23 protein-coding genes are annotated in these 24,286 nt (G+C 59.9%); 13 read left to right on the plus strand and 10 right to left on the minus strand.

Annotated elements, in window-relative coordinates; translation table 11 throughout:
- Positions 1-62 precede the first annotated feature (62 nt).
- From IC235_RS05570 to IC235_RS05580, 3 genes are read right to left on the minus strand one after another with little or no spacing between them, the layout of a single operon-like run.
- Complete coding sequence (locus IC235_RS05570; RefSeq protein WP_223847097.1) at positions 63-725, minus strand: hypothetical protein; 663 nt, start codon at positions 723-725, stop codon at positions 63-65.
- Positions 726-773: 48 nt separating this feature from the next.
- Complete coding sequence (locus IC235_RS05575) at positions 774-1,067, minus strand: winged helix-turn-helix domain-containing protein (protein ID WP_191004178.1); 294 nt, start codon at positions 1,065-1,067, stop codon at positions 774-776.
- Positions 1,064-1,741, minus strand: a complete 678-nt coding sequence (locus IC235_RS05580) for a hypothetical protein (RefSeq protein WP_191004179.1) — start codon at positions 1,739-1,741, stop codon at positions 1,064-1,066. Before IC235_RS05580 ends, IC235_RS05575 begins: the two co-directional genes overlap by 4 nt.
- Positions 1,742-1,824: 83 nt before the next feature.
- On the opposite strand from IC235_RS05580, the gene IC235_RS05585 reads away from it, so the two are divergent.
- The 4 genes from IC235_RS05585 (at position 1,825) to IC235_RS05600 (ending at position 5,131) form a co-directional block, all read left to right on the plus strand.
- Entirely contained in the window at positions 1,825-2,247 is a 423-nt protein-coding gene (locus IC235_RS05585) for a hypothetical protein (protein ID WP_191004180.1), read from the plus strand.
- Positions 2,248-2,559: 312 nt separating this feature from the next.
- The gene (locus IC235_RS05590) at positions 2,560-3,354 is read left to right on the plus strand and encodes a class I SAM-dependent methyltransferase (protein WP_191004181.1); all 795 of its coding nucleotides are present in this window, start codon (positions 2,560-2,562) and stop codon (positions 3,352-3,354) included.
- 189 nt (positions 3,355-3,543) lie between these two features.
- Positions 3,544-4,416 carry a UbiA family prenyltransferase gene (locus IC235_RS05595; protein ID WP_223847098.1) on the plus strand — a complete coding sequence of 291 codons (873 nt, stop codon included), beginning with the start codon at positions 3,544-3,546 and terminating at the stop codon, positions 4,414-4,416.
- Positions 4,417-4,504: 88 nt separating this feature from the next.
- A complete protein-coding gene (locus IC235_RS05600) occupies positions 4,505-5,131 on the plus strand; it encodes a hypothetical protein (protein ID WP_191004182.1) in 627 nt (208 codons plus the stop codon).
- Between the two features lie 56 nt (positions 5,132-5,187).
- On the opposite strand, the gene IC235_RS05605 is transcribed toward IC235_RS05600, so the two are convergent.
- Both IC235_RS05605 and rho read right to left on the minus strand, forming a co-directional pair.
- The gene (locus tag IC235_RS05605) at positions 5,188-5,862 is read right to left on the minus strand and encodes a DsbA family protein (protein ID WP_223847099.1); all 675 of its coding nucleotides are present in this window, start codon (positions 5,860-5,862) and stop codon (positions 5,188-5,190) included.
- 245 nt (positions 5,863-6,107) lie between these two features.
- Complete coding sequence (rho, locus tag IC235_RS05610; protein ID WP_191004184.1) at positions 6,108-8,354, minus strand: transcription termination factor Rho; 2,247 nt, start codon at positions 8,352-8,354, stop codon at positions 6,108-6,110.
- 433 nt (positions 8,355-8,787) lie between these two features.
- Here rho and serS point away from each other — a divergent pair, with 433 nt between their 5' ends.
- Positions 8,788-10,062: a serine--tRNA ligase gene (serS, locus tag IC235_RS05615; protein ID WP_191004185.1), complete on the plus strand. Its 1,275-nt coding sequence runs from the start codon at positions 8,788-8,790 to the stop codon at positions 10,060-10,062.
- Positions 10,063-10,200: 138 nt separating this feature from the next.
- Here the strand turns inward: serS and IC235_RS05620 are convergent, their stop codons facing one another.
- The 3 genes from IC235_RS05620 to IC235_RS05630 form a co-directional block, all read right to left on the minus strand.
- Positions 10,201-11,220, minus strand: a complete 1,020-nt coding sequence (locus IC235_RS05620; RefSeq protein ID WP_191004186.1) for a hypothetical protein — start codon at positions 11,218-11,220, stop codon at positions 10,201-10,203.
- A 327-nt stretch (positions 11,221-11,547) separates the two neighbouring features.
- Positions 11,548-12,612: a glycosyltransferase family 9 protein gene (locus IC235_RS05625; protein ID WP_191004187.1), complete on the minus strand. Its 1,065-nt coding sequence runs from the start codon at positions 12,610-12,612 to the stop codon at positions 11,548-11,550.
- 225 nt (positions 12,613-12,837) lie between these two features.
- The gene (locus IC235_RS05630) at positions 12,838-14,592 is read right to left on the minus strand and encodes a helix-hairpin-helix domain-containing protein (RefSeq protein WP_191004188.1); all 1,755 of its coding nucleotides are present in this window, start codon (positions 14,590-14,592) and stop codon (positions 12,838-12,840) included.
- 143 nt (positions 14,593-14,735) lie between these two features.
- On the opposite strand from IC235_RS05630, the gene IC235_RS05635 reads away from it, so the two are divergent.
- From IC235_RS05635 to IC235_RS05670, 8 genes are all read left to right on the plus strand, one after another.
- Positions 14,736-15,149: a hypothetical protein gene (locus tag IC235_RS05635; protein ID WP_191004189.1), complete on the plus strand. Its 414-nt coding sequence runs from the start codon at positions 14,736-14,738 to the stop codon at positions 15,147-15,149.
- Between the two features lie 295 nt (positions 15,150-15,444).
- A complete protein-coding gene (locus IC235_RS05640; RefSeq protein WP_191004190.1) occupies positions 15,445-16,041 on the plus strand; it encodes a thioredoxin family protein in 597 nt (198 codons plus the stop codon).
- Between the two features lie 97 nt (positions 16,042-16,138).
- Entirely contained in the window at positions 16,139-17,152 is a 1,014-nt protein-coding gene (locus IC235_RS05645; RefSeq protein ID WP_191004191.1) for an FAD:protein FMN transferase, read from the plus strand.
- A gap of 16 nt (positions 17,153-17,168) precedes the next feature.
- Entirely contained in the window at positions 17,169-17,405 is a 237-nt protein-coding gene (locus IC235_RS05650) for a DUF4266 domain-containing protein (protein WP_191004192.1), read from the plus strand.
- 145 nt (positions 17,406-17,550) lie between these two features.
- Positions 17,551-18,888, plus strand: coding sequence for a DUF3570 domain-containing protein (locus IC235_RS05655; RefSeq protein WP_191004193.1), 1,338 nt, complete (start codon positions 17,551-17,553; stop codon positions 18,886-18,888).
- Between the two features lie 90 nt (positions 18,889-18,978).
- Complete coding sequence (locus IC235_RS05660; RefSeq protein ID WP_191004194.1) at positions 18,979-19,389, plus strand: EVE domain-containing protein; 411 nt, start codon at positions 18,979-18,981, stop codon at positions 19,387-19,389.
- Positions 19,390-19,495: 106 nt separating this feature from the next.
- Positions 19,496-21,091 carry a hypothetical protein gene (locus IC235_RS05665; protein ID WP_191004195.1) on the plus strand — a complete coding sequence of 532 codons (1,596 nt, stop codon included), beginning with the start codon at positions 19,496-19,498 and terminating at the stop codon, positions 21,089-21,091.
- A 110-nt stretch (positions 21,092-21,201) separates the two neighbouring features.
- Positions 21,202-21,756 carry a DUF4252 domain-containing protein gene (locus IC235_RS05670; RefSeq protein WP_191004196.1) on the plus strand — a complete coding sequence of 185 codons (555 nt, stop codon included), beginning with the start codon at positions 21,202-21,204 and terminating at the stop codon, positions 21,754-21,756.
- Positions 21,757-21,844: 88 nt separating this feature from the next.
- On the opposite strand, the gene IC235_RS05675 is transcribed toward IC235_RS05670, so the two are convergent.
- Entirely contained in the window at positions 21,845-23,134 is a 1,290-nt protein-coding gene (locus tag IC235_RS05675) for an aminopeptidase P N-terminal domain-containing protein (RefSeq protein ID WP_191004197.1), read from the minus strand.
- A gap of 438 nt (positions 23,135-23,572) precedes the next feature.
- On the minus strand, positions 23,573-23,902 hold the full coding sequence (trxA, locus tag IC235_RS05680; RefSeq protein WP_191004198.1) for a thioredoxin: 330 nt from the start codon (positions 23,900-23,902) through the stop codon (positions 23,573-23,575).
- Positions 23,903-24,286 lie beyond the last annotated feature (384 nt).

The following is a 24,286-nucleotide window of genomic DNA, read 5'->3' on the forward strand; positions in this document are numbered from 1 at the left end:
TAAAGAACTTTGTTTTTCAAAGCAAAGAAGCAAAAAAAGAGACCTTCGGAGAAAGCGCAACGTCAATTAAAACTGGTATTCAAGGGTTGAGGAACAACTACCTTGCCGTAGACAATAAACGATTTTGCCTCCGGATATGCCACCCGGATGAGGCCATCGTTGAGCTTGCACTGCAAGCGACCAAAGCGGAAACGGGTATAAGAGCGCCGAGCAAGGGGCTGAAAAGAGTAGTTGTCATGAAACACCACCCCACCCGGCACTTGGCGGATGTATAGTAAATCGAAAGCGTAATACCGTTCCCAGTCTGTGCGGCTGGCGACGTAAAAAGGGCCCGCGCTTACTTGGTTTCGAAACGTAATGCCTGGCTTGTGCAAGCGGAGAGCCTGCCGAACATCCGGGTGCTGCACCAAGGAACGTGCATCAAAGCGCAGGGTATCGCCTCTTCCGGCGCAATAATATGACAGCATTTCGGCGGCTTGTGGATAAACCAACCGGCCACCCAATTGCAACGCACTGTAGAGCAGTCGTAACCCCAATTTGTCGGCGCGGGTTGACTCTCCGGCTAGGGCGCGACGCTCAACCCCGTTGAGCACGCGCTGCGTGAGCCCGAAATCACCGACGGCAAACAGCACTCCACCACTTATCATCGTGGCCGCCGCTACGCATGCCACCAAGCGTAACCAACGACGCGGGCGTTTACCAGCCAAGGCAAGCAGTGGAGCCATTGCAGTAGGACCTAATTGAAATGCAGACAATGCTTTGTACTTTTTCTTCTATCCTCGTAGTAATTTCTCCAATGCGGCCAGGTGTTGTTGAAACGCGGCTTTGCCCGCGGTGGTAGCGGAGTACGTTGTGTGCGGCTTCTTACCAATGAATTGTTTACTCACCAGCACGTATTCGGCTTTTTCGAGGGCGGCCACGTGGCTGGCCAGGTTGCCGTCGGTGAGGTCGAGCACTTCCTTCAGGTCGTTGAAGCTTACTGATTCATTAGCCATTAGCACGGCCATCACGCCCAGCCGCACGCGGTGGTCGAAGGCTTTGTTGAGGGTATGAATAAGATGCTTCACTGAGTAACTACGGTTTTTGCATCGGGGCCGGCCGTAGCCGTTCGCTCGTAGCGGTTGTACATCAGCAGGCCGTAGCCGATGTGGCCGAGGCCGAAACCCAACGCGAAGAAAATCAGCCCCCAGCCGGGTAGCAGCAGGCACCCCAGGCCCAGTACAAGTTGCGTAAGGCCCAGCCAACGGATTTCGTCCAGGGTGTATTTGCTGGCGTTCAGCAAGGCGAGGCCGTAAAATACCAGCAAGCCGGGCACGACCATGGCCGCGTCACCGCCCAAAAACAGCCGCAGGCAAAACAGGCCCCCCGTCACCAACGGCACGGCCAAGGCGGCCACCAGCCGCCGCGCCGGCCTGCTCCACAGCGGCTGCCCATTGTGCCGGGTGCGGCGCTGGGTAAAGTAAAAGGCCACCAGCAAGGCTACCCCTATCATACCGCCGGCCAGCAGCAGCAGAAACGGCAAGGCGGCCTGCCGCTCCGGCATCGATGACTGGATAAGGCGCAGGTAGCCATCAGGGTAACGGCTTTGCAAGTAAAAATGGCCGGTGGCTGCGCCCAGCAGCGCCACCACCCCAGCCCCTACCCCACTCAGGCCGGACAACGACAAAAAGCGCGAACTGCGCTCCATGATGGCGCGGATTTCGGTAAGCTGGGCGAGCGGGTCGGGGTTGACGGGCTTCATATGAATCGAAGTGCTTTGTAATGCAAAGTTAAAGAAAATAACTAGTATGTTTGCCCCATCGACCTGATTTTATTTTTACGACAATGGCTGATCTTACGTCGCCCTGGCTTCACAGCTTGCGATTGTGGTGCTTAACCAATTTTGTTGGCACTTCGCTAGTCGGACTTTATTGCGTCACTGCACCATTATTTGGTAGTAGTGCCATTGAAAACTTAGTCATTGCCTTAATTATCGGAGGAATAGCTGCTCTTTTCTCCTCGCCGGTTATCGCGCTAGTAGTGTTTGTATTCAATAAGATTTTATCAGTACCATCGCGACAGTATTGTTGGCTGCTCGTGTTTTTTGCCATAACTGGACTTTGGTTACTGACTCTGCTGCTAGCTGTCTTATTCTTAGTCAGGGGGATTTTGCATGATGCGCTTATCTTCAGTTCCCCTTATTATCTAGCCGCTCTCTTGGCGGTTGGCGTGGTTTATCGTCCGTGGCTTTTCACGAAAAATGAATAAGCACTCCAGGGCAACTATTTGACTGTAGCCGGTGCTACTGTCGCCGCAATGACTGCTGCCCGTTCTTACGCCGCATACCAGCGTGTCGTATACTTCAGGTGCTATCTGGCCGCCGCTACAATTGCGGCCGCCTGCGTTTCGGTGCTGCCGCCGAGGTGGCTGGAACCAGGAGGTGCGGGGCCGTGGGGCCTCGCCGCTGGGCTAATGGCTATGGCAACTAACCGGTCGTTGCTCCAACCTGCAACGGCCGGCCGAGCCACGTAAGCCAGCGAAAAAGCGGCGGAGCACCGCGCTTTTCCGTATCCTAATGCCATGCGTTTCCGCCTTCGTCTATTTGAGTTTGAAGACCTGCCGTGGTTTCCGGCCGTCATCCGCGCCGGGATGATGGACTATCTGCGGTTTATGATTTCGGCGCTTGGCATTTACCGGCCCATCGTGCCGCTGCTGGCCGAGGGCCTGCGCCGCACCGGCCAAACCCGGCTGCTGGAACTGGGCGCCGGGGCGGGGGGCGGCACCCAAACCTTGCTGGCAGCCTTGCAGGACCACGGCCAGCCCACGGCAACGGTTATGCTAACCGACCTCTACCCCCAGCCTGCCGCCTGGGCCGACCTTGCGGAGCGCACGGGGGGAGCCATCGGCCACGAGCCCGAGCCCGTGAATGCGCTGGCCGTGCCCGCTCACCTCACTGGTTACCGGACTATTTTTTCGGCGTTCCACCATTTTCCGCCCGAGGTGGCCGAAGCGGTGCTGCACGATGCCGTGCGGGCCGGCACCGGCATTGGGGTATTCGAGGGAGCTGGCAAACACTGGGGGGAGTTGCTGCTGGCCTGGACGGTACTACCAGTAGCCCAACTGCTGCTCACGCCTTTTTTCCGCCCCTTCCGCCTCAGCCGGCTCGTGTTTACGTACCTGGTTCCGCTCATCCCGCTCTGCACCATTTGGGATGGCTCGGTGTCGCTGCTGCGCATGTATTCGCCCAAAGAGCTACTGGCCCTAGCTCACCAGGCCGACCCAGGCCGGCAGTTCGTGTGGCAGACTGGTAAAAAGCGCCATTGGTGGGGGCCGCAGGTTACCTACCTGGTGGGCTGGCCGGCTTGCAGGAGCTAGCCGCGCACGGAAACAACCTCTTGCGGAGCGACCTAAGCTACGGTCGGCACCGCCAAGTACTCTTTACCGCGCCAGCCAATCTATTGGTGGCGTTAGGCTAGTTTTGACGCGGAGAGCTGGCCAGGCCGGCGCCGGCTCATTGCGCTCTGCGGGACGCTCTTTCTACTCACCGTTAATTGCTCACTGGCTTTGTTTACTGCCTATAAAAAGGCGCTGCCCTTGCTGCGCATCCCGTTCTCGGTTTACCTCATGCCCATTTTCTGGTTTGGGCTGAGTGCCTTGCGGGGGCCGTGGAGTGGGTGGCGGGCACTAGGCGTATTCGTGGTGTTGCACCTGCTGGCCTACCCGGCGTCGAACGGCTACAACTCTTATTACGACCGGGACGAAGGCAGCATCGGCGGGTTAAAAGCGCCCCCAGCCGTGACGCCGGAGCTGCTGCATCTGGTGTGGCTCTTCGATGGCCTGGCCGTGGCGGGCGCGGCGCTGCTTTCATTGCCTTTTGCCGGGCTGGTAGCGGTATACTTATTAGTTTCCAAAGCCTACAGCTACGAGGGCATTCGACTAAAGAAATATCCGTTACTGAGCACGCTGGTGGTCGTCATCTTCCAGGGAGCCTTCACGTTTTTGATGACGCAAGTGGGGGTCGGGGCTCTGCTCCCGCAGCTCACGGAGAAAACCAACCTGCTGCTGGCGCTGGTCAGCACGCTGTTTTTGTGCGGCTCCTACCCACTAACGCAAGTTTACCAACATGCCGAAGATGCCCAGCGCGGCGACCATACCCTCAGCTTGCGGCTGGGCATCCGGGGCACGTTTGGGTTTGCGGCCGGGGCGCTGCTGGCGGGGGCCGCGGCCCTGGCCCTGGCGTACTGGCAGCGGCAGGAAACCCGGGCGCTGCTGATTTTCCTGGTCGCCACGGGGCCAGTAGTAGCCTTGTTCAGCCGCTGGGCGTGGCTGGTTTGGCACGATGAAGGGGCGGCTGACTTCGAGCACACCATGCGCATGAACCAAGTGTCGTCGCTGTGTCTGAGCACGGCTTTCATAACCATGCTGCTGTGGCACTAGGCGGGGCGGGTGGTCTAAATCGGTAACCTGCGGCACCGGTTGCCGCGTAGTAATGGCCGTCTTGTCTTCTCCCCGCTCATTCCATCCGATGCGTTTCACTTGGCTCGCGCTGTTGCTGCTAGCAGCTTGCAACTCCACTCCTTCGGCCGTAAATGAGGGAACGGGTTCCCGTACCGCCAATCGGCCCACGCCCGATTCGGCCACCCTACCGCCGCCCGATACGACACGGACCAAAGCCGTATCAGCCGGCAGCGACACCCTGCGCGTAGTGCGGCAGCGGCATAATTTCAGCCAGCCCGGAGGCCCGACCGATACGTTCCAGCTGGTGTTCAGGGGCCCGGCTATGCTGGTGGGGACCGGCGAATTTACCATTACCACGGCCAGTGGCCAGGTCATTTTTCGCGAAGTACTGACCGCCTCCGACCTCGAAGCCTCGCTGGTGTATGAGTTGAAGACCCCCACGGCCACCCGCGCCGAGCGTGAAACATATGTGCGGCGGCGCCTCGACGAGTTTTTTCTGCCCTCGCACTTTTATACGCCCGCGGTCGCCAAGAACGCCTCGTTTCCAACCCACCTCGCCAACCTCGACCGGGCTACCTGGAACGACTTGCGGCAGCGGCCCGATGCCATTCGTTTCGAATACCTGAAAGGCAAAGAAGACCGGCAGCAGATTGCCTGGTCGCCGCTGAAACAACAAGTCGTACGGATTCAGTGAGGCGTTACTAGGTCAGGCCCACCCCAGGCTCGGCACCCCTGCCTCGTTCTGGGCCGCTACCGTAGCTGTGCCCCCGCTTCGTCCCGCAGCAACTGCTCCAGCCCCTGGCGCAGCTGCTCGTAGGGCTGGTAGCCTCGGGCCAGTACGTAGCCTTGCTCACCGAGCCGCAGCACCGCAGTTGGGAAGCCTTGCACGCCGATACGCGCCACGGCCGCAAATTCCTGCTGGGCGGCGCGGGCCGTTTCGGGAGCTGCAAAACGACGCTGGAACTCAACCACGTCAACCCCCAGGGGGCTCAGCAAGGCATTGTAGGTGCTGGGCTCGTTCAGGTCTTGGCCGTCGCGAAACAGGGCTACCTGTACCGCGTGAGCAAAGGCTACGGCCCGGGCCGGGGCTTGGGTAATTTGGCGGAAGGCCACGATGGCCCGGCTGGGCGGCTCCGAGTCGTACACGTACACTCCGGCGGCACCCAGGGCCTTAAAATCGTCCCCAAACCGCACGCCGGTGGTTTTTTCCACCTCGTCCAAGGCTGAGCTGAGGTAGTCCCAACTAGCGGCAATCGGGCCTGCGTCGTCGCCCTTCACCATGCCCCCGCACAGCACCGACACCTCGATACGGCCCGCGAACTCTTGCTGCACCCGGTTAATTATGGGACTCATGCCGTAGCACCAACCACACAGTGGGTCGTGGATATAAAGTAATTCGGGCAGGTTAGTAGGGAGGGGCTGCATAGGAATTAGAAGTGCGGTAATCAGCAGATTTCACGCTGGCGCAGGGCGGCAAGGCCCCTGTTAGCCGGAAAGCACTAGAACAAGCAAAAGTCAAAACTATCTCGCCGAGTTGAGACCGGCTTTTATCATAGTGCAGCAATAGATAGCTTTGAAGCCGCACTGCTAAACCCTGAATCTGCTATTCTCCCAACAAAAAGCCCCCAGTAACACTACCGGGGGCTTTTTGCTGGGGAGATAATGACTGACTAGCCGTTCATCGATATCAGGAACTCCTCGTTGTCCTTGGTGCCTTTGATGCGGTCCTTGAGGAATTCCATGGCCTCGGTGGCCGTCATGTCCGACATGAATTTGCGCAGCACCCACACGCGGCTCAGCTCGTCCTTGCTCATGAGCAGGTCTTCGCGGCGGGTGCCGGAAGCTGGGATGTCGATGGCCGGGAATACCCGCTTGTTGGCCAGCTTGCGGTCCAGTTGCAGCTCCATGTTGCCGGTGCCTTTGAATTCCTCGAAAATAACCTCGTCCATCTTGGAGCCGGTTTCGATGAGGGCCGTGGCGATGATGGTTAGCGAGCCGCCGCCTTCCACGTTGCGGGCCGCGCCGAAGAAGCGTTTGGGCTTTTGCAGGGCGCCGGCGTCGATACCCCCCGAGAGGATGCGCGAGGAGCTGGGCTGCACCGTGTTGTAAGCCCGGGCCAGGCGGGTGATGGAGTCGAGCAGAATCACTACGTCGTGGCCGCATTCCACGAGGCGGCGGGCCTTGTCGAGCGCCATTTCCGCGATTTTCACGTGGCGGTCGGCCGTCTCGTCGAAGGTCGAGCTGAGGACTTCGGCCTTCACCGTGCGGGCCATGTCAGTAACCTCCTCCGGGCGCTCGTCGATAAGCAGAATCATCAAGTACACCTCGGGGTGGTTTTCGGAGATGGCGTTGGCAACCTCCTGCAGCAGCACCGTTTTGCCGGTTTTGGGCTGGGCCACGATGAGCCCGCGCTGCCCCTTACCGATGGGCGCGAACAAGTCGAGCACCCGGGTGCTGATTTGGCTCGACTTCGTGCTGAGCTTCATCCGCTGGTCAGCAAACAGGGGCGTGAGGTGGCTGAACGGCACCCGGTCGCGGACTTCCTCCACGGTGCGGCCGTTCATGCTCTCCACGCTCACCAGGGCAAAGTATTTCTCGCCTTCGCGCGGGGGGCGGATGGTGCACACCACCGTGTCGCCGGCCTTCATGGCATATTGCTTCACCTGTTGCGGCGACACGTACACGTCGTCGGGTGAGGCCAGGTAATTGTAATAGGGCGAGCGCAGGAAGCCATAGCCACCGTCGGGCATCATCTCAAACGTGCCGCCCCCGGTTACCACCAGGTCGATCTCCTGGCGGGCGGGCCGCTGGGGCTCGCGCGGTGCTTGGTCGACTCGCGGCGTGCCGTCGGAGTTCAGCGGGCGCTGCTGGCGCTGCTGGTCGCGTTGCGCGTATCGCTCCTCACGGCTGAGGTTGCGATTGTCGCGGCCGTCGCGCTCCAAGCCGTTGCGGGGCTGGTCGTTCCGCGGCTCGCGCGCTTGGCCATCCCGGTCCCGGGGTTGGTCGTTGCGGTTAGGGCGCTGGTCGCGGAGGTCGCGCGGCTCCCGGTTGTCCCGCTCGAATCGGTCGGCGCGGTTTTCGCGGCGGTCGGCAAAGCCATTGCTTCCGGATTCACGGCGGCGGTCGTCGAAGGTACCGGGGCGGGGGTCGGGGTTTTCGGCGGGGGCCGCGGCAGCTTCGGCCGCCGCAGCCTCCGCCGCGGCTTTTTCGGCCGCTATTTCCGCCGCCCGCTGCTCGGTAATGGGTCGGCCGGCTCGGTCGACTCGCTCGCGGCGCTCCCGGCGTTCGGGGCGGGCCGCGATGGGGGGGGCCGGCTGGGTGGGACCGTTAATTTGTTCGTCCGCGCTGGGAGTAGTATCCGCCGCCGGCGCCGGGCTGGGAGCCGGCGCGGGCTCGTTAGCCAAAGAGGCGCCGGTAGCGTCGCCGGCTGGCACCAGTGCCAATCCTTCGAGCGGGTCGAGTATTTCGACGGTAGGCCCAGAAGCCGCTTGCGTGGCCGGCGCGGCCGGGGCTTCCCGGCGCAGTTCCCGCGGGGCACGGCCGTTAGCAGATTTCGGCGCCGGTGGCGCGACGTCCGAAAAAGGCTGCTCGACGGTGCTGGGGGCCGGCCGGCGACCGGCGGGCTTCGGGGTAGCGGGCTTATCAGCCGCAGGCTTACCAGGAGTGGTACGGGCCGGGGTGGGAACGGCCGGGGCCTCCACCTTGGTGGCAGTGGCAGGAGCAGCGAGGGAAGCAGGCGGGGCGGGTGCCGGGGCCGCTGGTTGCTCGGCCGGGCCCGGAATCAGGGCTTGGTGGTCGAGAATTTTATAAATCAAATCCTGCTTGCTGAGCCGTTTGAAGTTGCCTATGTTCATTCGTTCGGCAATTTCTTTGAGGTCGGACAGCAGCCGGTCCTTCAACTCGTTAATAGTATGCATAGAGGGAATAAGGGGAGAAACATCAGCTTAAGGCGAGGGGGCTGGCCAGGAGGTGCGCGGGAAGCTCAAAAAGTCAGCTGCGGCCCGGAAGCGGCCTAGCCGCGATGAGCATCGGCAGAAAACGCGGGCTATGTAGCATAGCAACGCGCGGCGCACAATGAAATAAGCAAGAAATTAAGTGCAGAATGGACCGCTGAAAATCTAGCAAATGACGGGCTGGACGCGGGCGCCGGGGCCCGCTGCTCCTGCCACGGCGGCCGGTTGCTAGCGCAATGTTAGCGCATTACGGGCAAACTGCCAAATCGGATGCGTGCGGATAGCACTTTATCACCCGAGAGCACAAAATAAGTTGAGACCCTCACGCGGGGCGGTTGGGCAGTGGCACCGGCCGGTTTTACTTCCGACATTTGCGCCCGTTCCACTTTGCCCGCTCATGCTGCAGATTTCCGTTCTTCGTGACCAGACCGACTTGGTCCTGGCTGGCCTCGCCAAAAAACACTACGCCACCGGCCCCGCCGACGTGGCCGCCATTCTCGACCTGGACCAGCGCCGCCGCCAGCTCCAAACCAGCCACGACGCGGCCCAGGCCGAAGCCAATGAGCTGGCCCGCCAAATCGGGGGCCTCATGAAGTCGGGCGACCGGGCCGGGGCCGAAGCCCTTAAAGCCCGCACCGCCGAGTTGAAGCAGCACACCCAGGCGGCGGCCGCGGAGTTGACGCAAGTTGAAAAAGAGCAGCAACTTCTTCTCTACAAGCTGCCCAACCTGCCCCACGTGAGCGTGCCGGAAGGCCGCACCGCCGCCGACAACGAGGTGGTGCGCGAGCAGGGTATCAAGCCCACCCTCGGCCCCGACGCCCAGCCGCACTGGGAGCTGATTAAGAAGTACGACATCATTGACTTTGAGCTGGGCAATAAAATCACGGGCGCGGGCTTCCCCGTGTACAAAAATCAGGGCGCCCGCCTCCAGCGCGGTCTCATCAACTTCTTCCTGGACCAGGCCCGGAAAGCCGGTTACACCGAAATGCAGCCCCCCATCCTGGTGAATGAGGCCAGCGGCTACGGCACCGGCCAGCTGCCCGATAAGGACGGCCAGATGTACCACGACGCCAAGGACAACCTGTACCTCATTCCCACGGCCGAGGTCCCCCTGACCAATATTTACCGCGACGAGATTGTACCGTTGGAGAAGCTGCCCGTGCGCTTGGCCGGCTACACGCCCTGCTTCCGCCGCGAGGCTGGCTCCTGGGGAGCCGACGTGCGGGGCCTCAATCGCCTGCACCAGTTTGATAAAGTTGAAATCGTGCAAATTACGCCGCCCGAAGCCAGCTACGACGCCCTGGCCGCCATGCTGGCCCACGTCGAAAGCCTGTTGCAGCAGCTAGGCCTCCCCTACCGGGTGCTGCGCCTCTGCGGCGGCGACATGAGCTTCACCGCCGCGCTTACTTATGACCTCGAAGTGTGGAGTGCCGCGCAGGGCCGCTGGCTGGAAGTAAGCTCGGTGTCTAACTTCGAAACCTACCAGGCCAACCGCCTCAAGTGCCGCTACCGCGCCGACGGGGGCAAAACTCAACTGCTGCACACGCTCAATGGCTCGGCCCTGGCGCTGCCCCGCATTGTAGCCGCTTTGCTGGAGAACAACCAAACCAGCACGGGCATCGACCTGCCGCTGTTGCTGCAGGATTATTGCGGGTTTGAGCGGATTGAGTAAGGTTCTGTGCTTTACAATCGTTGCACTGAAAATACCGTCCTCTTTCTTTGGTAATTAAGGTGGGCATTGCCAACCTTATCCTTTTCCAGACCTCTCTCCTAGCCTGCCTTTTTAAACACAGCTTCCAGTAGAGGATTATTAAGAAGCAGTGCTATATGGTCTTGCTGAAACGAGTGCAGGGGTCACGCCGTCATCTCTTCTCCAACACAGCCCATACCACTGCTGTCCGATACGAGAAAAGATTTCACCTGAGCCTGCGACACCATTGTTACCTTTACGAAGGATTGACTCGCAAAACGCCAGCCAGTCATAAGGCTGATATTTTTCAGGGGTTGGTTCGTGCAGGCGAAACCAGTCGATGGAAACAGAGGCACCTATTACTGACTCCGAACCCGAGTCTGGGAAAAGCCGCTTTCTAGCAGGACTTGCTAGGTAGGACTGGAGTTCCATCGCGGCTGTGTGGTAAGCAAGCAGGTTTGGCAGTTGCAAGCGCTCTAGCTGTGAACATCGATCCGGCGCTTTAGAGGCATCAAACAAGCCTGCCTCGTTTAATTCTAGCAGCAAAAACCTACGCTTGGCTGATATGGTAGCAGCTACTTCCAGCGTCTGCTCGCCTTGTTCCAAAGCATCTAGAGCAACAGCACGTTCCTCCAGTTCCCGCAAAAGGATTTCGTCAACTTGGGGATCTAGGGTTGGTTGAGGTAACTGTGCGTCTGGCGAAGCGTTGTTGTTACCAGGTTCGCTTTGAGTACCAGCTTCAGGTGCAGGTGATACAACAGTGCCTTGCTGTCGCAGCACCTGCAATGCAGAAATCAGTTCCTGAAGTGCCTTGCGCGGGACGAGAATTGCAGAACGAGTGAAAGTTGTACCCACTAGATAGCTATCTTCACCGGGATCTGAGCCTGTCAGTTCTCGCCAGCGATTGCTTTCTTCGGTAACATCATCACCTGGCTCGGGTCGAACAGCATACCAAGCCTGATTACCCGCATCCTCCCCCCGTTCCAACCTTTCAGCCAGTTCCCGGAATGTACCAGTAGCTGCGGCATTGACAACCAAAGCTAGCGGCTTTAAATCTGGATGCTGCCTACTACTCAACTGGGGACCTTCAGATGTGGGGATTAGCACTAGCGAAATACCAGCGACTGTTAAATTATCCATGCTTTCTCTCTAAATAAATACGGCTACAAAGTTGCCGAACTGTCGGATGAGATAGTGCTCTCAAAGCGGCTGAAGCAACCGGAGTAGGGTGTGGATGAACTAGAACCAGGTTTCTTCTACAAAACAGTAATGAGTACCTATTCTCCTCGCGTACCATCATAAATTGTATATCCGCCAAAGGGGATACCACTACCGGGAGCTATAGCGGCTGGTTTTCCCATGCCAAACCCAAATCTTTGACCATCAGTATCAGGTCCTGGGTGAGCAGCGTTGAGGTCTGCTGCGATTCGGGTGGGCAGAATGCGCGTTTGGCGTCTCAGATTAGTATTAGCGGCCATCGCGCGCCGGGGGCAGGTCTAAGTCCAGCGCTTGGTCGCGCATGCACTTGAAGTGGCCCTGCGGACACTTGGCATAGCCGATTTTAGAACATGGCCGGCAGGGCAGCCCGGGCACTTCCAGCACCTGGAACTCGGTGCGGTAGGGGTACATGCCGAACGCGGGCACGGTGTTGCCCCACACGCTGAAAATCTCCTTGCCAAAGGCGGCCGCGATGTGCATGAGGCCAGTATCGTGGCTTACCACAAACTGCGCCTGCCGCAGCAGCGAGGCCGATTGGTGTAGCGAGTACCGCCCGCAGCCGTTGTGAATCAGGGCCTGGGGAGCTGGGGTACTTACCGCCGTGGCCGGGAAATAATACGGGCTATCGGGAATCGACGGGACGGGTGATTCGACCGTCGCGGTATGCGTCTCAAAAGCCTGCTCGATGACGTGCCCAATGCTCTCGTCTTCGGGCCCGCCGAGCAGCACCACGGGGCGGGCCAGCTTCGCGCACAGCGCTATCAGCTTTTCTACCGGCAGGCGCTTGGTGGCGTGCTGCGCCCCAATGGCGATGGCTACGTAGCCCTGCTGGAAAGCCAGCGGCAAACTGGCCAAGTCGACCTCCTGACCCTCCGGAATGAAATAATCCAGCCCGCGCCCGTCGTCCTTGATGCCGAGCGGAGCGGCCGCTTCCAGGTAGCGCTGCACAATGTGCACCCGCGGCAGCTTATCAAGCTTAAAATTGACCAGCAGCCATTTCTGCCAGTTTAGCTTGTCGAAGCTGCTTGATTTCACGCCCAGGCGCAGCTTGATTATCCGCGTGCGCAGGTTATTGTGCAGGTCGATAATGTAGTCGAACTGTTCCGCTTTCAGCGCCTCCACCAGGTCGCGAAGGCGGCCGGTGAGGCAATGCACCCTGGTCACGTAAGGATTAGGCTCCAGCAAGCTGCGGTAGGCGGCCTTGGTGGCAAAATGCACTTCGGCGCCTGGCACCTGCTGCGCTAGCGCCCGCACCACGGGCGTGGTGAGGACGATATCGCCGATGGAGGAGAAGCGGAGAACCAGAATTTTCATAACCAATACCAAGCTACCTACCTGGCCGCAGTCTTAAGGGAGCGAAGCGACCGTGACTGCGCGCCACGGGCATGGAGGCAGTCTCCAGACTGCTGGAACCATCACCCCGCAACGGCAGTCCGGAGACTGCCCCCGTACCCGTGGCACGCAGTCGCGCAGTCTGCGACAGCTTCAGACTGCGGCCAGTTCCGCAGTTCCGCTGCCAGCTCTGCAACCGCCCGCCGCTCATTCAAACAGTGACTTTTTGTATTCCAGTGGCGGGGTGATACCGGCTTTGCGCTTTTCGAAATAAGCCGCCGCTTCCTCCACCGATTTGGTGTTGAACGTCATTTCTTTTGTCAAAAGCCCCTTACGACCCATCAGTACGCCGTAGTGCATGTCGGCGTAGCCATCGGTGTGGTGGGCGTCGGGGTTGATGCTGAGCATTACGCCCTGGTCGAGGGCGTAGCGGACCCAGCGCCAATCCAGGTCGAGGCGCCAGGGATTAGCGTTGATTTCGATGATGACCTGGTGCTGGGCGCAGGCGTCGATAACAGCCTTGTAATCGATGGGGTAGCCCTGGCGGCGCAGCAGCAAGCGGCCCGTGGGGTGGCCCAGCATGGTAGTATAAGGGTTCTGGATGGCCCGCAGCAGACGGTCGGTGGCCTTGCGCTCATCCATTTTCAGGTTGGAATGCACCGAGGCCACGATGAAGTCAAAGCTGGCCAGCACGTCGGGCGCGTAGTCCAGGGCGCCGTCGCCGAGGATGTCGCTCTCAATGCCCTTGAAGATGCGGAAAGGCGCGAGCTCCGCGTTGAGCTTGTCGATTTCCTCGTGCTGCTGGCGCACCCGTTCGGGCCCGAGGCCATTGGCGTAGTGGGCCGCCTGGCTGTGGTCGCAGATCCCGAGGTACTCGTAGTGGTGGTCGCGCAGCCAGGTCGCCATCTCGCGCAGGCTGTGGTTGCCGTCGGAGTAAGTGCTATGGTTGTGCAGGGAGCCGCGTAGGTCGCCGTCTTCGAGCAGGCGGGGCAGCTTTTTCTCAGCTGCCAAGGCAATTTCGCCCAGGCCCTCGCGCAACTCAGGCACGATGAATTGCAGGCCCGCTTTTTCGTAGAGGGCTTCTTCTTGCTGGAATTTTTCGCGGCGGGCCCACTGGCGCAGGCTGGTAGGGGGCCCGTAGCTGGTGACCCCGAGCAAGTCCTCGGTCAGGTGGTTTTCCGCCGCCGAGTTCAGGAACAGCTCGGTCACAAAATCTTCGGCCGTGGTTAGCAGTACCTCTACTTGCACGCCCGATTCGGTGGCCGTGCCTCGCCAGGCAAACGGCCCGGAGCGGCGCGGGTCCGCCGTGAGGCCGCCCTGGGCATTGAGCACTTCGTGGGCTTTGAGGGGCTGGTCGGTGGCGGCCACCACGCGCACCGTTTCCACGATTTCGAGGCGGCGGCGGACCTCACCAGCCAGGGCTACTTTATCGGTTTTGAGCGCTTCGCGCAGCAGCCGGGCAAGCTGCTCGCCCAGCGCTTCGGCCTGGGGGTACAGCAGCTTGCCTTTGCTCTGGCCAGCAAACTCCAGAGCTTCCAGAATAGCTTCCTGGGTCTTCTTGCCGAAGCCTTTCAGCTTGCTAACCTGGTCGCTTTCGGCGGCTTCGCGCAACTGCTCAATGCTTTCGAGGCCGAGTTCGTGCCACAGGCTGCGGATTTTTTTCGGACCAATGCCTTTGATTTTGAGCATCTCGACTACCCCGGGCGGGGTGACGTCGAGCAGGCGCTGCAAGTCGGAAAACGTACCGGTGTCGAGCAGCTCGGCTACTTTGGCGGCGGCCGTCTTGCTCAGCCCGGTGCGGTCGGGAAGGCCGGACCGTTCCACTTCCGATACCGGGAAGCTGAGGGCATCCAGGGCATTGGCCGTGCCTTCGAGGGCGCGAATTTTAAAAGGATTCTCGTCGTGCAGTTCCATGAGCTGGGCGGCCAGCTTGAAGGCACGGGTCAGGGCGCGGTTATCCACGGTAAGAGTTTTATTGGGGAACGAATGTAGCGTACATCAGTGCTTACGCGGCCGGGCAGCGAATGGCCAACCCCGTTCCGGGCCCGGGCTGATTGATTCATCTTACCTTTCGGTTCCTTTCAATTTTGGACAAACCAAACCTTATGTTATATGCTGTCGCCCGGCTGCTGCCGCTCTCGGTGCTCTTGTTAGGTGCCACCTGCCAGCAGCACGCCCCCAACGCAGCTCTCATGCCCACCTCGATGAAACAGTTAGAAGGCACCTGGCTCGTGTCGCGCGAGGAGAACAGCGGCGACACGCTCGTATATCGGCCCAACACGTACAAATTTCCGCCCTCGCGGGGCCGCACGGGCTTTGCTATTGGGCCTGCCGGCCGCTTCGAGCAGTTCGACATCGCCCCTACCGATGGTCTGGCCGGCCACCCTGGTACCTGGACGGCCGACGGCAACACCCGCCTGCGCATCCACCTCACCGAAGGCCAGGAGCCCGATTACACCCTGGAAATCCTCTCCCTGAGCCAGGGCCCAAAAATTCTGAAGGTACGGCGGCAGCCCTGAGGCAAGTCAACTGATTTCGGTAGTGTAACATGGTCATCGGCGGAGCGTGGCGCTGCCGGCTGCTTGAATCAGCGCTTAGAAGCTGTTTAAGTTATTTCTTCTTCCGGCGCTTAGCCCCCCTTTTCAGCCTAGCCGTGCGCTGAAACAACGATTCAGCTTGCCGTCAAACGCGCCAAAAAGTGGTAAATGAAGTTGTAAGAATCTGAGTGGCAGCAAAACATTAACTTAAACAGCTTCTTAGAACCTGCTGGCTCTAAGTTGCGTTAGCGAGGTCTCCTATCTTATCCTGCTTCGAATGTCATTCGCAAGTTCCGGCCGCTTCGTACGGCCGCTCGTTCTTGGCCTGTTTTTGGGTAGCGCCGGCTCGTCGCTCGCGCAACAAGGGGCGGTTAAAACCAACCTTCCCCGGGCAGCCAGCGGCACGGGTGGGAGCAGAGCGGTGACCACATCAGCCCAGATTTCGTCGCCTACTGCGCCCGTAGCGTCGGCACCGGCCGATGAGCTGGGGGGCTGGCTCAGCGATCTAAGTGTGGCCCAGGCGCAGGCTAAAGCTACCAACCGACCCATTCTGGCCGTTTTCTCGGGTTCGGACTGGTGCAAGCCTTGCATCATGTACGAGCAGGAAGTATTCGCCAGGCCCGAATTTGCGGCTTACGCGAAAGACCGGCTGGTGCTGGCTCATTTCGACTTTCCGCGCCAGAAACGCAACCAGCCCACTGCCGCCCAGGTGAAGCGTAACGAAACAGCGGCGGCCCTGCTTAACCGCGAAGGCGACTTCCCACTAGCCGTTGTGATTGCGCCCGACGGCCGGGTACTGGCCAAAACTGGCTACATTTCCGGAGGGCCCGCCGCCTTCGAAGCCTACCTGAAAAAAGTAGTGCCGACGCTTTAGGTAATAATAGGCGGAGTGCTGGTAAACGGATAAGACGGCCTCGAAGAGTGTCAAGTGGATGAAAATACCTCGGAAACCTGCGCTGGTCTGCTGGCTTTTGCTGCCCCTCTTGGGCTTGGTGCTACCCGGTCCGGCCCAACCTGCACCAGCTACCCAGCGCCACACCTTCACGCGCAGCGCCCACCTGATGGGTTCAACCTTCACCTTCACGGTGGTCGCGGCCGACGATTCGACGGGCCAACGAGCCCTGCGGGCGGGCCTGGGCGAGGTGCGGCGCATCGACCGACTCATGTCGTTCTGGGACTCCACATCGGAAGTGGTGCGCATCAACCGGCTGGCTGGCGTGCGGCCCGTGGCGATATCAGCCGAGACCTTTGACCTGATCAGTCGCACGCTGCGCCTTTCTCAGCTCAGCGACGGCGCTTTTGACATCACCTTTGCCAGCGCCGACAAGCTCTACAAGTTTGACCACCAGGCTCACCCCAGCCTACCCGATTCGGCCTCTGTGCGCGCTTCCGTGCGCCGTATCGGCTGGCAAAAAATGAAGCTCGATGCCGCGCAACACACGGTTTTCTTACCCGAGAAAGGTATGCGCATCAACTTGGCGGGCATTCTGCAAGGCTACGGTATTCGACGGGCCAAGCAGGTGCTGGACGGCCTGGGCATCCGGGGTGGGCTATTAAATGGCTCGGGCGACATCTATTGCTGGGGTCGGCAGGCCGACGGCTCGCTCTGGCGCGTAGCCATCGGCGACCCCGACCACCCGCACAGCGTAGCCGCCTGGATCGACGTAACCGATGTGGCCGTGGTCACGGCCGGCAACTACGAGCAGTACTTTACGGTGGGCGGGCAAGTGTACGGCCACATCATCAACCCCCACACCGGCTACCCGTCCGTTGGGCTGCGCTCGGTTACCATTGTGTGCGCCGATGTAGAACTGGCCGACGGCCTGGACGAAGTTGTGTTTGTGAAAGGGCCTAGCGCCGGCTTAGCGTTTATCAATGGTCTAAAAGGGGTTGACTGCACCCTCATCACCGACGATAATCGCATGCTCGCATCGCGAGGCATGAAATTGAATTATTACCACGGCGCGGCCGCCCCCCACCCTTGATTACCGTAAAATACCCGTGAAAAAATACTTGCTTTTCTTCGGCCCTCGCCTCGTGCTGGGGCTGCTGCCGCTGGGGGCCGCGCTGCCCGGTTGCGTATCGGTGGCGGCTTACCAGAAAGTATACCTCAACGACGAGGACATGAAGCTGAGCAGTAAAACCGTGGAAACTCCCGAAACCAATTTCGAGAGCTACCGCGAGGGCGCCGGCGGGGCCAACAGCGGCAAAGTAGGCGGCGGCTGCGGCTGCAACTAGGGTTCTTCCCCGTTCCTTACCGGAGCGAGGCATTCTAACAGCTTCAGCAGTCGTCTGGCGGCCCTTTACCGGAAGGGAGAGCCCGGTGTACCCACCGGAGGTACGCTCCGGTTCATACCTCAGATGCTATCTCAACTCGATTGCCGTGAAATTTTACCTGCTTCTTCTCCTCGCTGCCGCCGCGCCGGCGCGGGCCCAAACCCAACCCGTCAGTACTCCCCTGCTGCCCAACCGGGTAGATGGCTACGGCGCGCCGGTAGGTGCGACCGTGCCCGTAAACCGCGCCGCCGATGAAACCACCATCGACATCCTGGGTAGCTATTACCAGCAGGATGGCACCCACGGCGCGGTAGAAGGTGGCCGGGGCACCGAGCTCCTCACCGACGTTACGCCCACCATCATCATCAACATTCCGCTGGACACCGCAAGCCGACTCTCGGCCAACATCGGGGCTGACTTTTACGCCTCCGCCTCCACCGACCGGATTGACTTTGCGCTCTCCTCTCCTTCGAGCCACGACAAGCGCCTGCACGCCGATTTTGGCTACTCCCGCGCGCAAAAAGCCCGTGGCACCCAGTGGGGCCTGGGAGCGGGCGTGTCGAAGGAATATGATTACTTTTCTTCCAACGTGGTGGGCTCTTTCGCTAAAACCTCGAAAGACGGCAACCGGCAACTGGGCCTCACCGGGCAAGTGTTTCTGGACCAAGTGACGCTCATTACACCCGTCGAATTGCGGCCTGGGTTCGTTAGTGGAAGCCTTAACCGCCCCAACAAGTCGGCCTATGGTACGGCCCGCCGCCAGAGCTACAACTTCGGCGCTACGTATTCGCAAGTGGTTTCTAAGCGGCTGCAAATGGCCTTCAGCATGGAGCTGGTGCAGCAAAACGGCTTGCTGAGCACGCCGTTTCACCGAGTTTATTTTTTCGATAACTCTACCCCCAACCCCGTGACCGCCGTAGAGAAAGACTTTTCTCAGCTGGCACCATCGGCTCCCAAACAAGAAAAACTGCCGGGCTCTCGCTTCAAATACCCGGTGGGCCTGCGGCTTAGCTACTACGCTTCAGATTTGGTGCAGCTCCGGACGTACTACCGCTTTTACAACGACAACTTTGGCATTCAAGCGCACACGCTGGAGGTAGAGCTGCCGGTCAAGGTGACGCCGTTTTTCGTGCTCTACCCTTTCTATCGCTACCATCAGCAGACAGCGGCCCGCTACTTCGCGCCCTATCTGGCCCACTCCGTGGCTGAGGAGTATTACACCTCCGACTACGACTTATCAGGCTTCACGGCCCATAAACTGGGCCTGGGCGTGCGCTACTCACCCGTGTACGGCATTGGCCGCTTGCACGTGCCGGGCCACGACCAGTTAGGGCGGGCTCACCTCCTGCGCTTCAAATCCGTGGACTTGCGCTACGCCCACTACCAGCGCAGCACCGACCTCACGGCCAATATCGTAAGCTTCGATTTAGGGTTTGGGCTTTGATCAGGGGCGGCGGTTGAGGTTATACTGCGGTCGGAAGTAGGTTTGCAGGACTTTATAACATTGTTGTGCTCTCCTTCATCACTCCGCGACATGAAGCACTGGCTTGTTAAATCAGAACCGGAAGCATACTCTTGGGCCACTTTTGTGCGGGAAGACGGTACGGCCTGGACCGGCGTACGCAACTACCAGGCCCGCAACAACCTGAATCTGATGCAGCCCGGTGACCTGGTGCTGTTTTACCACAGCGTGAGCGAAAAGGCCGTGGTGGGCGTGGCTGAAGTAACAGCCCAGGCCATACCCGACCCCACCGCCGAAGCTGGCTCGCCCTGGGTGGCAGTGGCCCTGCGCCCCGTACAGGCCCTGCCCCGGCCCGTGAGCCTGGCCCAGCTCAAAGCCGACGCACGCCTGAGCGAGCTGGCCCTGCTGCGCCAGTCGCGCTTGTCGGTGCTGCCCGTACGGCCCGAAGAGTTCGACGTCGTCCTGTCGTTGAGTCAGCCCTAAATAAAATGGTCTTTGGCCGCACGAAACGCGTGGTTTTGGTGTAACTTTCGAATAGCCACCGCTCATGGGGCTAATCAGTCTCAGTTGCTATTAACGGCGTAAGGCCATGAACATTCGCTACCTTTCTCTGCTGCTCTCGTTCGGGGTACTGGCCAACGCGCCAGCGGCGCACGCACAGAAGCCCCGTAAGTCTCCCCCGCCCGCCAATGCCCCCGTGCAAACTGCCCGGACCGAGCTGCCGCTGACTGCGGCCAACAGCGAAGTACACGTGCAAGCCTTACCCGCCGATAGTACGGTTGTGCTGCTGGTAGGCCGCGAACGGCCCCTTTCCAACAAGGTCGCCTTTACCTTTCAGCAGTACGACCACGCCTTGCAGCGGCGCAATGAGCACCCGCTGGAAATACCCGATGAGTTCAGCTTTATGCGGATGTGCGCGGAAGGCACCACGGTGTACGCCTTGTTCTCGTCGGGCAGCACACCAGGTCGGCTGTACGTGGCGGCGTACAACGGCCGCCTGGGCCAGGTGCGTACCCAACAGTTCGAAACCCGCCTGAGCCGTGAAATTGTGGAGCTAAAGGCCCTGGATGGGCGCCTGTTTGCCACCGTGCTGCTGAACGACCAGCTTCACGTCACGGCTCTGATTCTTGACGTGGCGACCGGCCAAATGCAATACATCTCTTCCATTTACGAGCCGCTGCCCACCCAGCTTACCTTCGTAGCCGACGCCGCTACCCGCCGCGCCGAATATGTGCTGAGCCAGACCAACGGCCGCAAGTCGCGCCTGCTGCTTAAGCAGCTCACCGACCGCGGCCAGCTGGTCAGTGCGGAGTTTGTGCAAGCCGAAAGCGACCGCAGCCTGATTACGGCCCAGCTTACCCCGCCGCAGGACACGGCGGCTCGCCTGCTTATGGGCACCTATTCGCTGCGCGACGCGAACTATGCCCAGGGCTTGTTCGCTACCAACCTGCGCTCTACGACCGAGGTCGGCACCAAGCCGCCGCTGCGGTTCTACGATTTTCTGCGGCTGAAGCACTTTTTTGATTACCTTAAGCCTTCCCGTCAGGCCCGGCTCCGGCTGCGGACCGAGCGGCGGATTGCCCGCTCGGTGCCCCCTCTGCGCTGGCACTACCGCCTGCTGCTGCACGAACTGCTGCCGCAGCCCGATGGCGGCTACGTGCTGGTGGCCGAAGTGTATCACCCCCACTACCGCTACAACAACTACGGCAGCTACATCGGCCCCTTCAATAGCCTGGGCAACCAATACGGCTACCCCGGCACCATCAACTCGCGCATCTTCGACGGCTACCAGACCACCCACGCTCTGGTGTGCGGCTTTGACCGCTCGGGTAACCTGGTCTGGGACAATACCTTCGTGGTGGAGAACCTGCGCCGGTCCGAGCTGGAAGAAGCCGTACGCCTGCAAACCCTTCCGGATGGCCGCCTCGTGCTGGCCTACCTCGACGAACACAAGCTCCGCTACAAGCTGATAAATCGCGCCGAGTCGTCGCCCAACGATCACGAAATACCTATTCAGACCGTGCTGTCGGCCGCCGACACCGACGCGGAACGCCCTATTGAAACGTCTCAGGCCGACTTATTGCCGTGGTATGGCAGCCGATTTGTGGCCACGGGCTATCAGCGGGTGCGGGTGGAGCACGGCCCCAACCGCGAGGTCTTTTTTCTTAATTCAGTGGTTTTTTAGCGAGCCGAAGCATGTGGGCCTATTGGGTTTGGCCACGGGGCAAGTAACTACGGCAAGACGTAGCTGCGTACAAGGCAGCTATAATTCTTGATTCTTGCCAACTTTGCCCCATGATATTAAAACTCCGTTTCCCCGCCCTCTTCTTGTTTTTGTTGTTGGTGAGTTGCCGCGCCGGTGGTCCCGGCACGCCCGCCCGCACCGTAGGCTCCTTTTTCTCTAAGTACGAAGGCCGCCCGGGCTTCAAAACGACCGAGTGGTCGGCCGGCTTGCTCCAACGCCTCGCCCTGGTGAAAGCCGCCAAGCTCCTCGGCGGCTCCGAGCTAACCGATGCCATTACGAGCATCCGCGCGGCCAAGGTCATTAGTTTTGCTCCTACCACGGGTGGCGCGCGCGAGCTAGCCAGTCAGGGCCTGCGCCAGGAAGCCACGGGCATTTTGCAGGGCAACAAGTACGAGCCTATTTCGGCGGGTTCGGCCCTGGGCAACGATTATCAAGTCTCGGTGCGCGCATCCGGCGACAAGGTTTCGGAGTTTGCCGCCATTGGCCAACTGCCCGACGTAGCCGACTCCTTCGTGCTGGTGGCCGTCGATGGCAATTTCACTCGCTCGCAAGTGCAAGCATTTGCTAAATACCTGCCACAAATCGTGCAGGCCACGAGTAAGTAGGTAGAGCGCCGCCTTTGCTGCGGGCCGCCTCAACTGGTAGAACCAGCCGCTATGGCACGAGTGACCCGCAGCAAAGGCTGGCCCCTACCTATTTCTTCATCAGCGCCTCAATGTCATCGGCTTGCAGCGGGATGTTGGCCATCAAGTCCTCATTGCCGTTGGCCGTCAGGAGGATGTCGTTTTCCAACCGAATCCCCAGGCCCTCCTCCGGAATGTAGATGCCCGGCTCGCAGGTGTACACCATGCCCGCTTCGAAGGTGCGGTATTTGGAGCCCACATCGTGCACGTCGAGGCCGAGGTAGTGGCTGGTGCCGTGCATGAAATACTTTTTGTAGAGTGGGGCGGCCGGGTCCTGGTGTTGAACGTCAGCCGCGTTGAGCAGGTCCAGCTTGATGAGCTCCCGCTCCATGCACTCGCCCACGGCCCGGTGGTAGGCTTCGATTTCGCCGCCGGGCACGAGCTGCGTTTTGGCAAAGGTCATTACCGCCAGCACGGCCTCGTACACCTGGCGCTGGCGGGGGCTGAACTTACCGTTGACCGGGATGCTGCGGGAAAGGTCGGCGGCATAGTTGGCGTATTCGGCCCCAAAATCGAGCAGAAGTACGTCGCCGGCCTGGCACTGGTTGTCGATAGTGGTGTAGTGCAGCACGCAGGCATTTTTGCCGCTGGCCACGATGCTGCCGAAGGCGGGCCCGCGGCTGCGGTTGCGCATGAACTCGTGCACAATCTCGGCCTCAATCTCGAACTCCCACACGCCGGGCTTCACGAAGCCCAGCAGCCGCCGAAACGCTTTTTCGGTGATGTTGCAGGCCTCGCGCATCACCCGGATTTCCTCGGGGCTCTTAATGGCGCGCAGGTGGTGCAGCAAGGGTGCAGCGCGGCGGTAGGTGTGCAGCGGGTATTGGCTCTGCAAAGATTTGATGAAGCGGGCATCACGGGTTTCCACTTCCACCACCGCCCGAATGTGCTCGTTGGAGTTCAAATACACGTTTTCGGCCTCGTTCATGAGGGCAGGCAGCACGGTTTTGAAGCTATCGAGCCACATAATGGTTTGTACACCGGAGTTGGTGCGCGCCTGGTCTTTGGTGAGCTTGTAGCCTTCCCAAATGAGAATGTGCTCGGAGGTTTCCTTCAGAAACAGTATTTCGCGGTGCTGCGGCAGGCGGGCATCCGGGAAAATAACGAGGATGCTTTCCTCCTGATCGACCCCGCTGAGGTAGAACAAATCATTGTTTTGCCGAAAAGCCAGGGTGCCGTCGGCATTGGTCGGCATCACGTCATTGGACTGAAAAATGGCCAGCGAAGCCGGCGGCAGTTGCTCGCGGAAGCGGCGGCGGTTTTCAACAAAAAGCTCGGGAGCCAGGGGAGTGTAGCGCATGCGGAGGGTGGGGTTGAGATGGGAGGCGCAAGTTAGGCAGGCAACCGTTGGGGTGGAAAGCGGACAGTAAAGCCAATAGCCGCAGCCTGTAGCGTGGACTCTGCGAGTCCGCGCAGGGAAGAGATAGGTGAGGTGTAAGCCCAGTGGCCCCTGACGCATCGGCGCCAGGCTAGTACACGCTACCTTATAACACTATAACACTTAGCCGACCTAACCGAATGGCTACTTCCTTCATTCATCAGCGAAGCCCAGCACTGGCCGAGGCTTCGCTGATGAATGAAGGAATTGCATTGCCTGCATCCTGCTCTTGGTCGTGACTTCGCGCCGTATTCCAAGGCCCGTAGCGAGTGCAGGCCAACCAGGCAGGTCCGCTCAGCAGGCACGAAAAAGCCCCGGGCCGCATTGGCCCGGGGCTTTTACACAGGAACAGTAACAGAATTAAGCCGTCACCTGAGCTTCGAGTTTTTGAGCGAGCACGTGCTTGGGCACGGCGCCTACTTGCTTGTCGACAATTTGGCCGTTCTTGAACACGAGCAGGGTTGGGATGCTGCGGATACCGAACTTCATCGAAGTTTGGGGGTTGGCGTCAACATCAACTTTGCCCACCACTACTTTGCCTTCGTATTCGCCGGCGAGTTCTTCCACTACGGGGCCCACCATGCGACAGGGGCCGCACCATTCGGCCCAAAAATCGACTAGTACGGGCTTCTCGCCGTTGATGATCTCATCAAAGTTGGCGTCAGTTATTTCAATTGCTTTGTGTCCCATTTCAATTTGGGTTGGGTTAATGATGGTCTGGCGTATACGGCCAATGGGGTCGCAAGGTAGCAGATTGGATGGTTAACATAGTGGCCAGGGGAAAGTTCAGTTGGATGGTTTAGGCAAGGCATCCTTGCGGTGAATAGCGCATCACCCTATCCGAGCGCCTTAAAATACTCTGCCAAAGGTTTGAGGTAATAACGCCAGTAATGGGGTGCAAGCCGTCGAGTCGAGGGTCACCGCGTAGGGCCTGCGGAGCCGTCTACTGACTTCTACAAGGTCAGTAGATGCTAGTTTTGCATCTCATTTTAGCCCGCTTTATGCTATTCAACTCTCTTGAGTTCCTCATTTTTTTCCCGGTCGTAACAGTCCTCTTCTACCTGTTACCTCACC

This window comes from Hymenobacter montanus, from assembly GCF_014699115.1.
Lineage (GTDB): Bacteria > Bacteroidota > Bacteroidia > Cytophagales > Hymenobacteraceae > Hymenobacter > Hymenobacter montanus.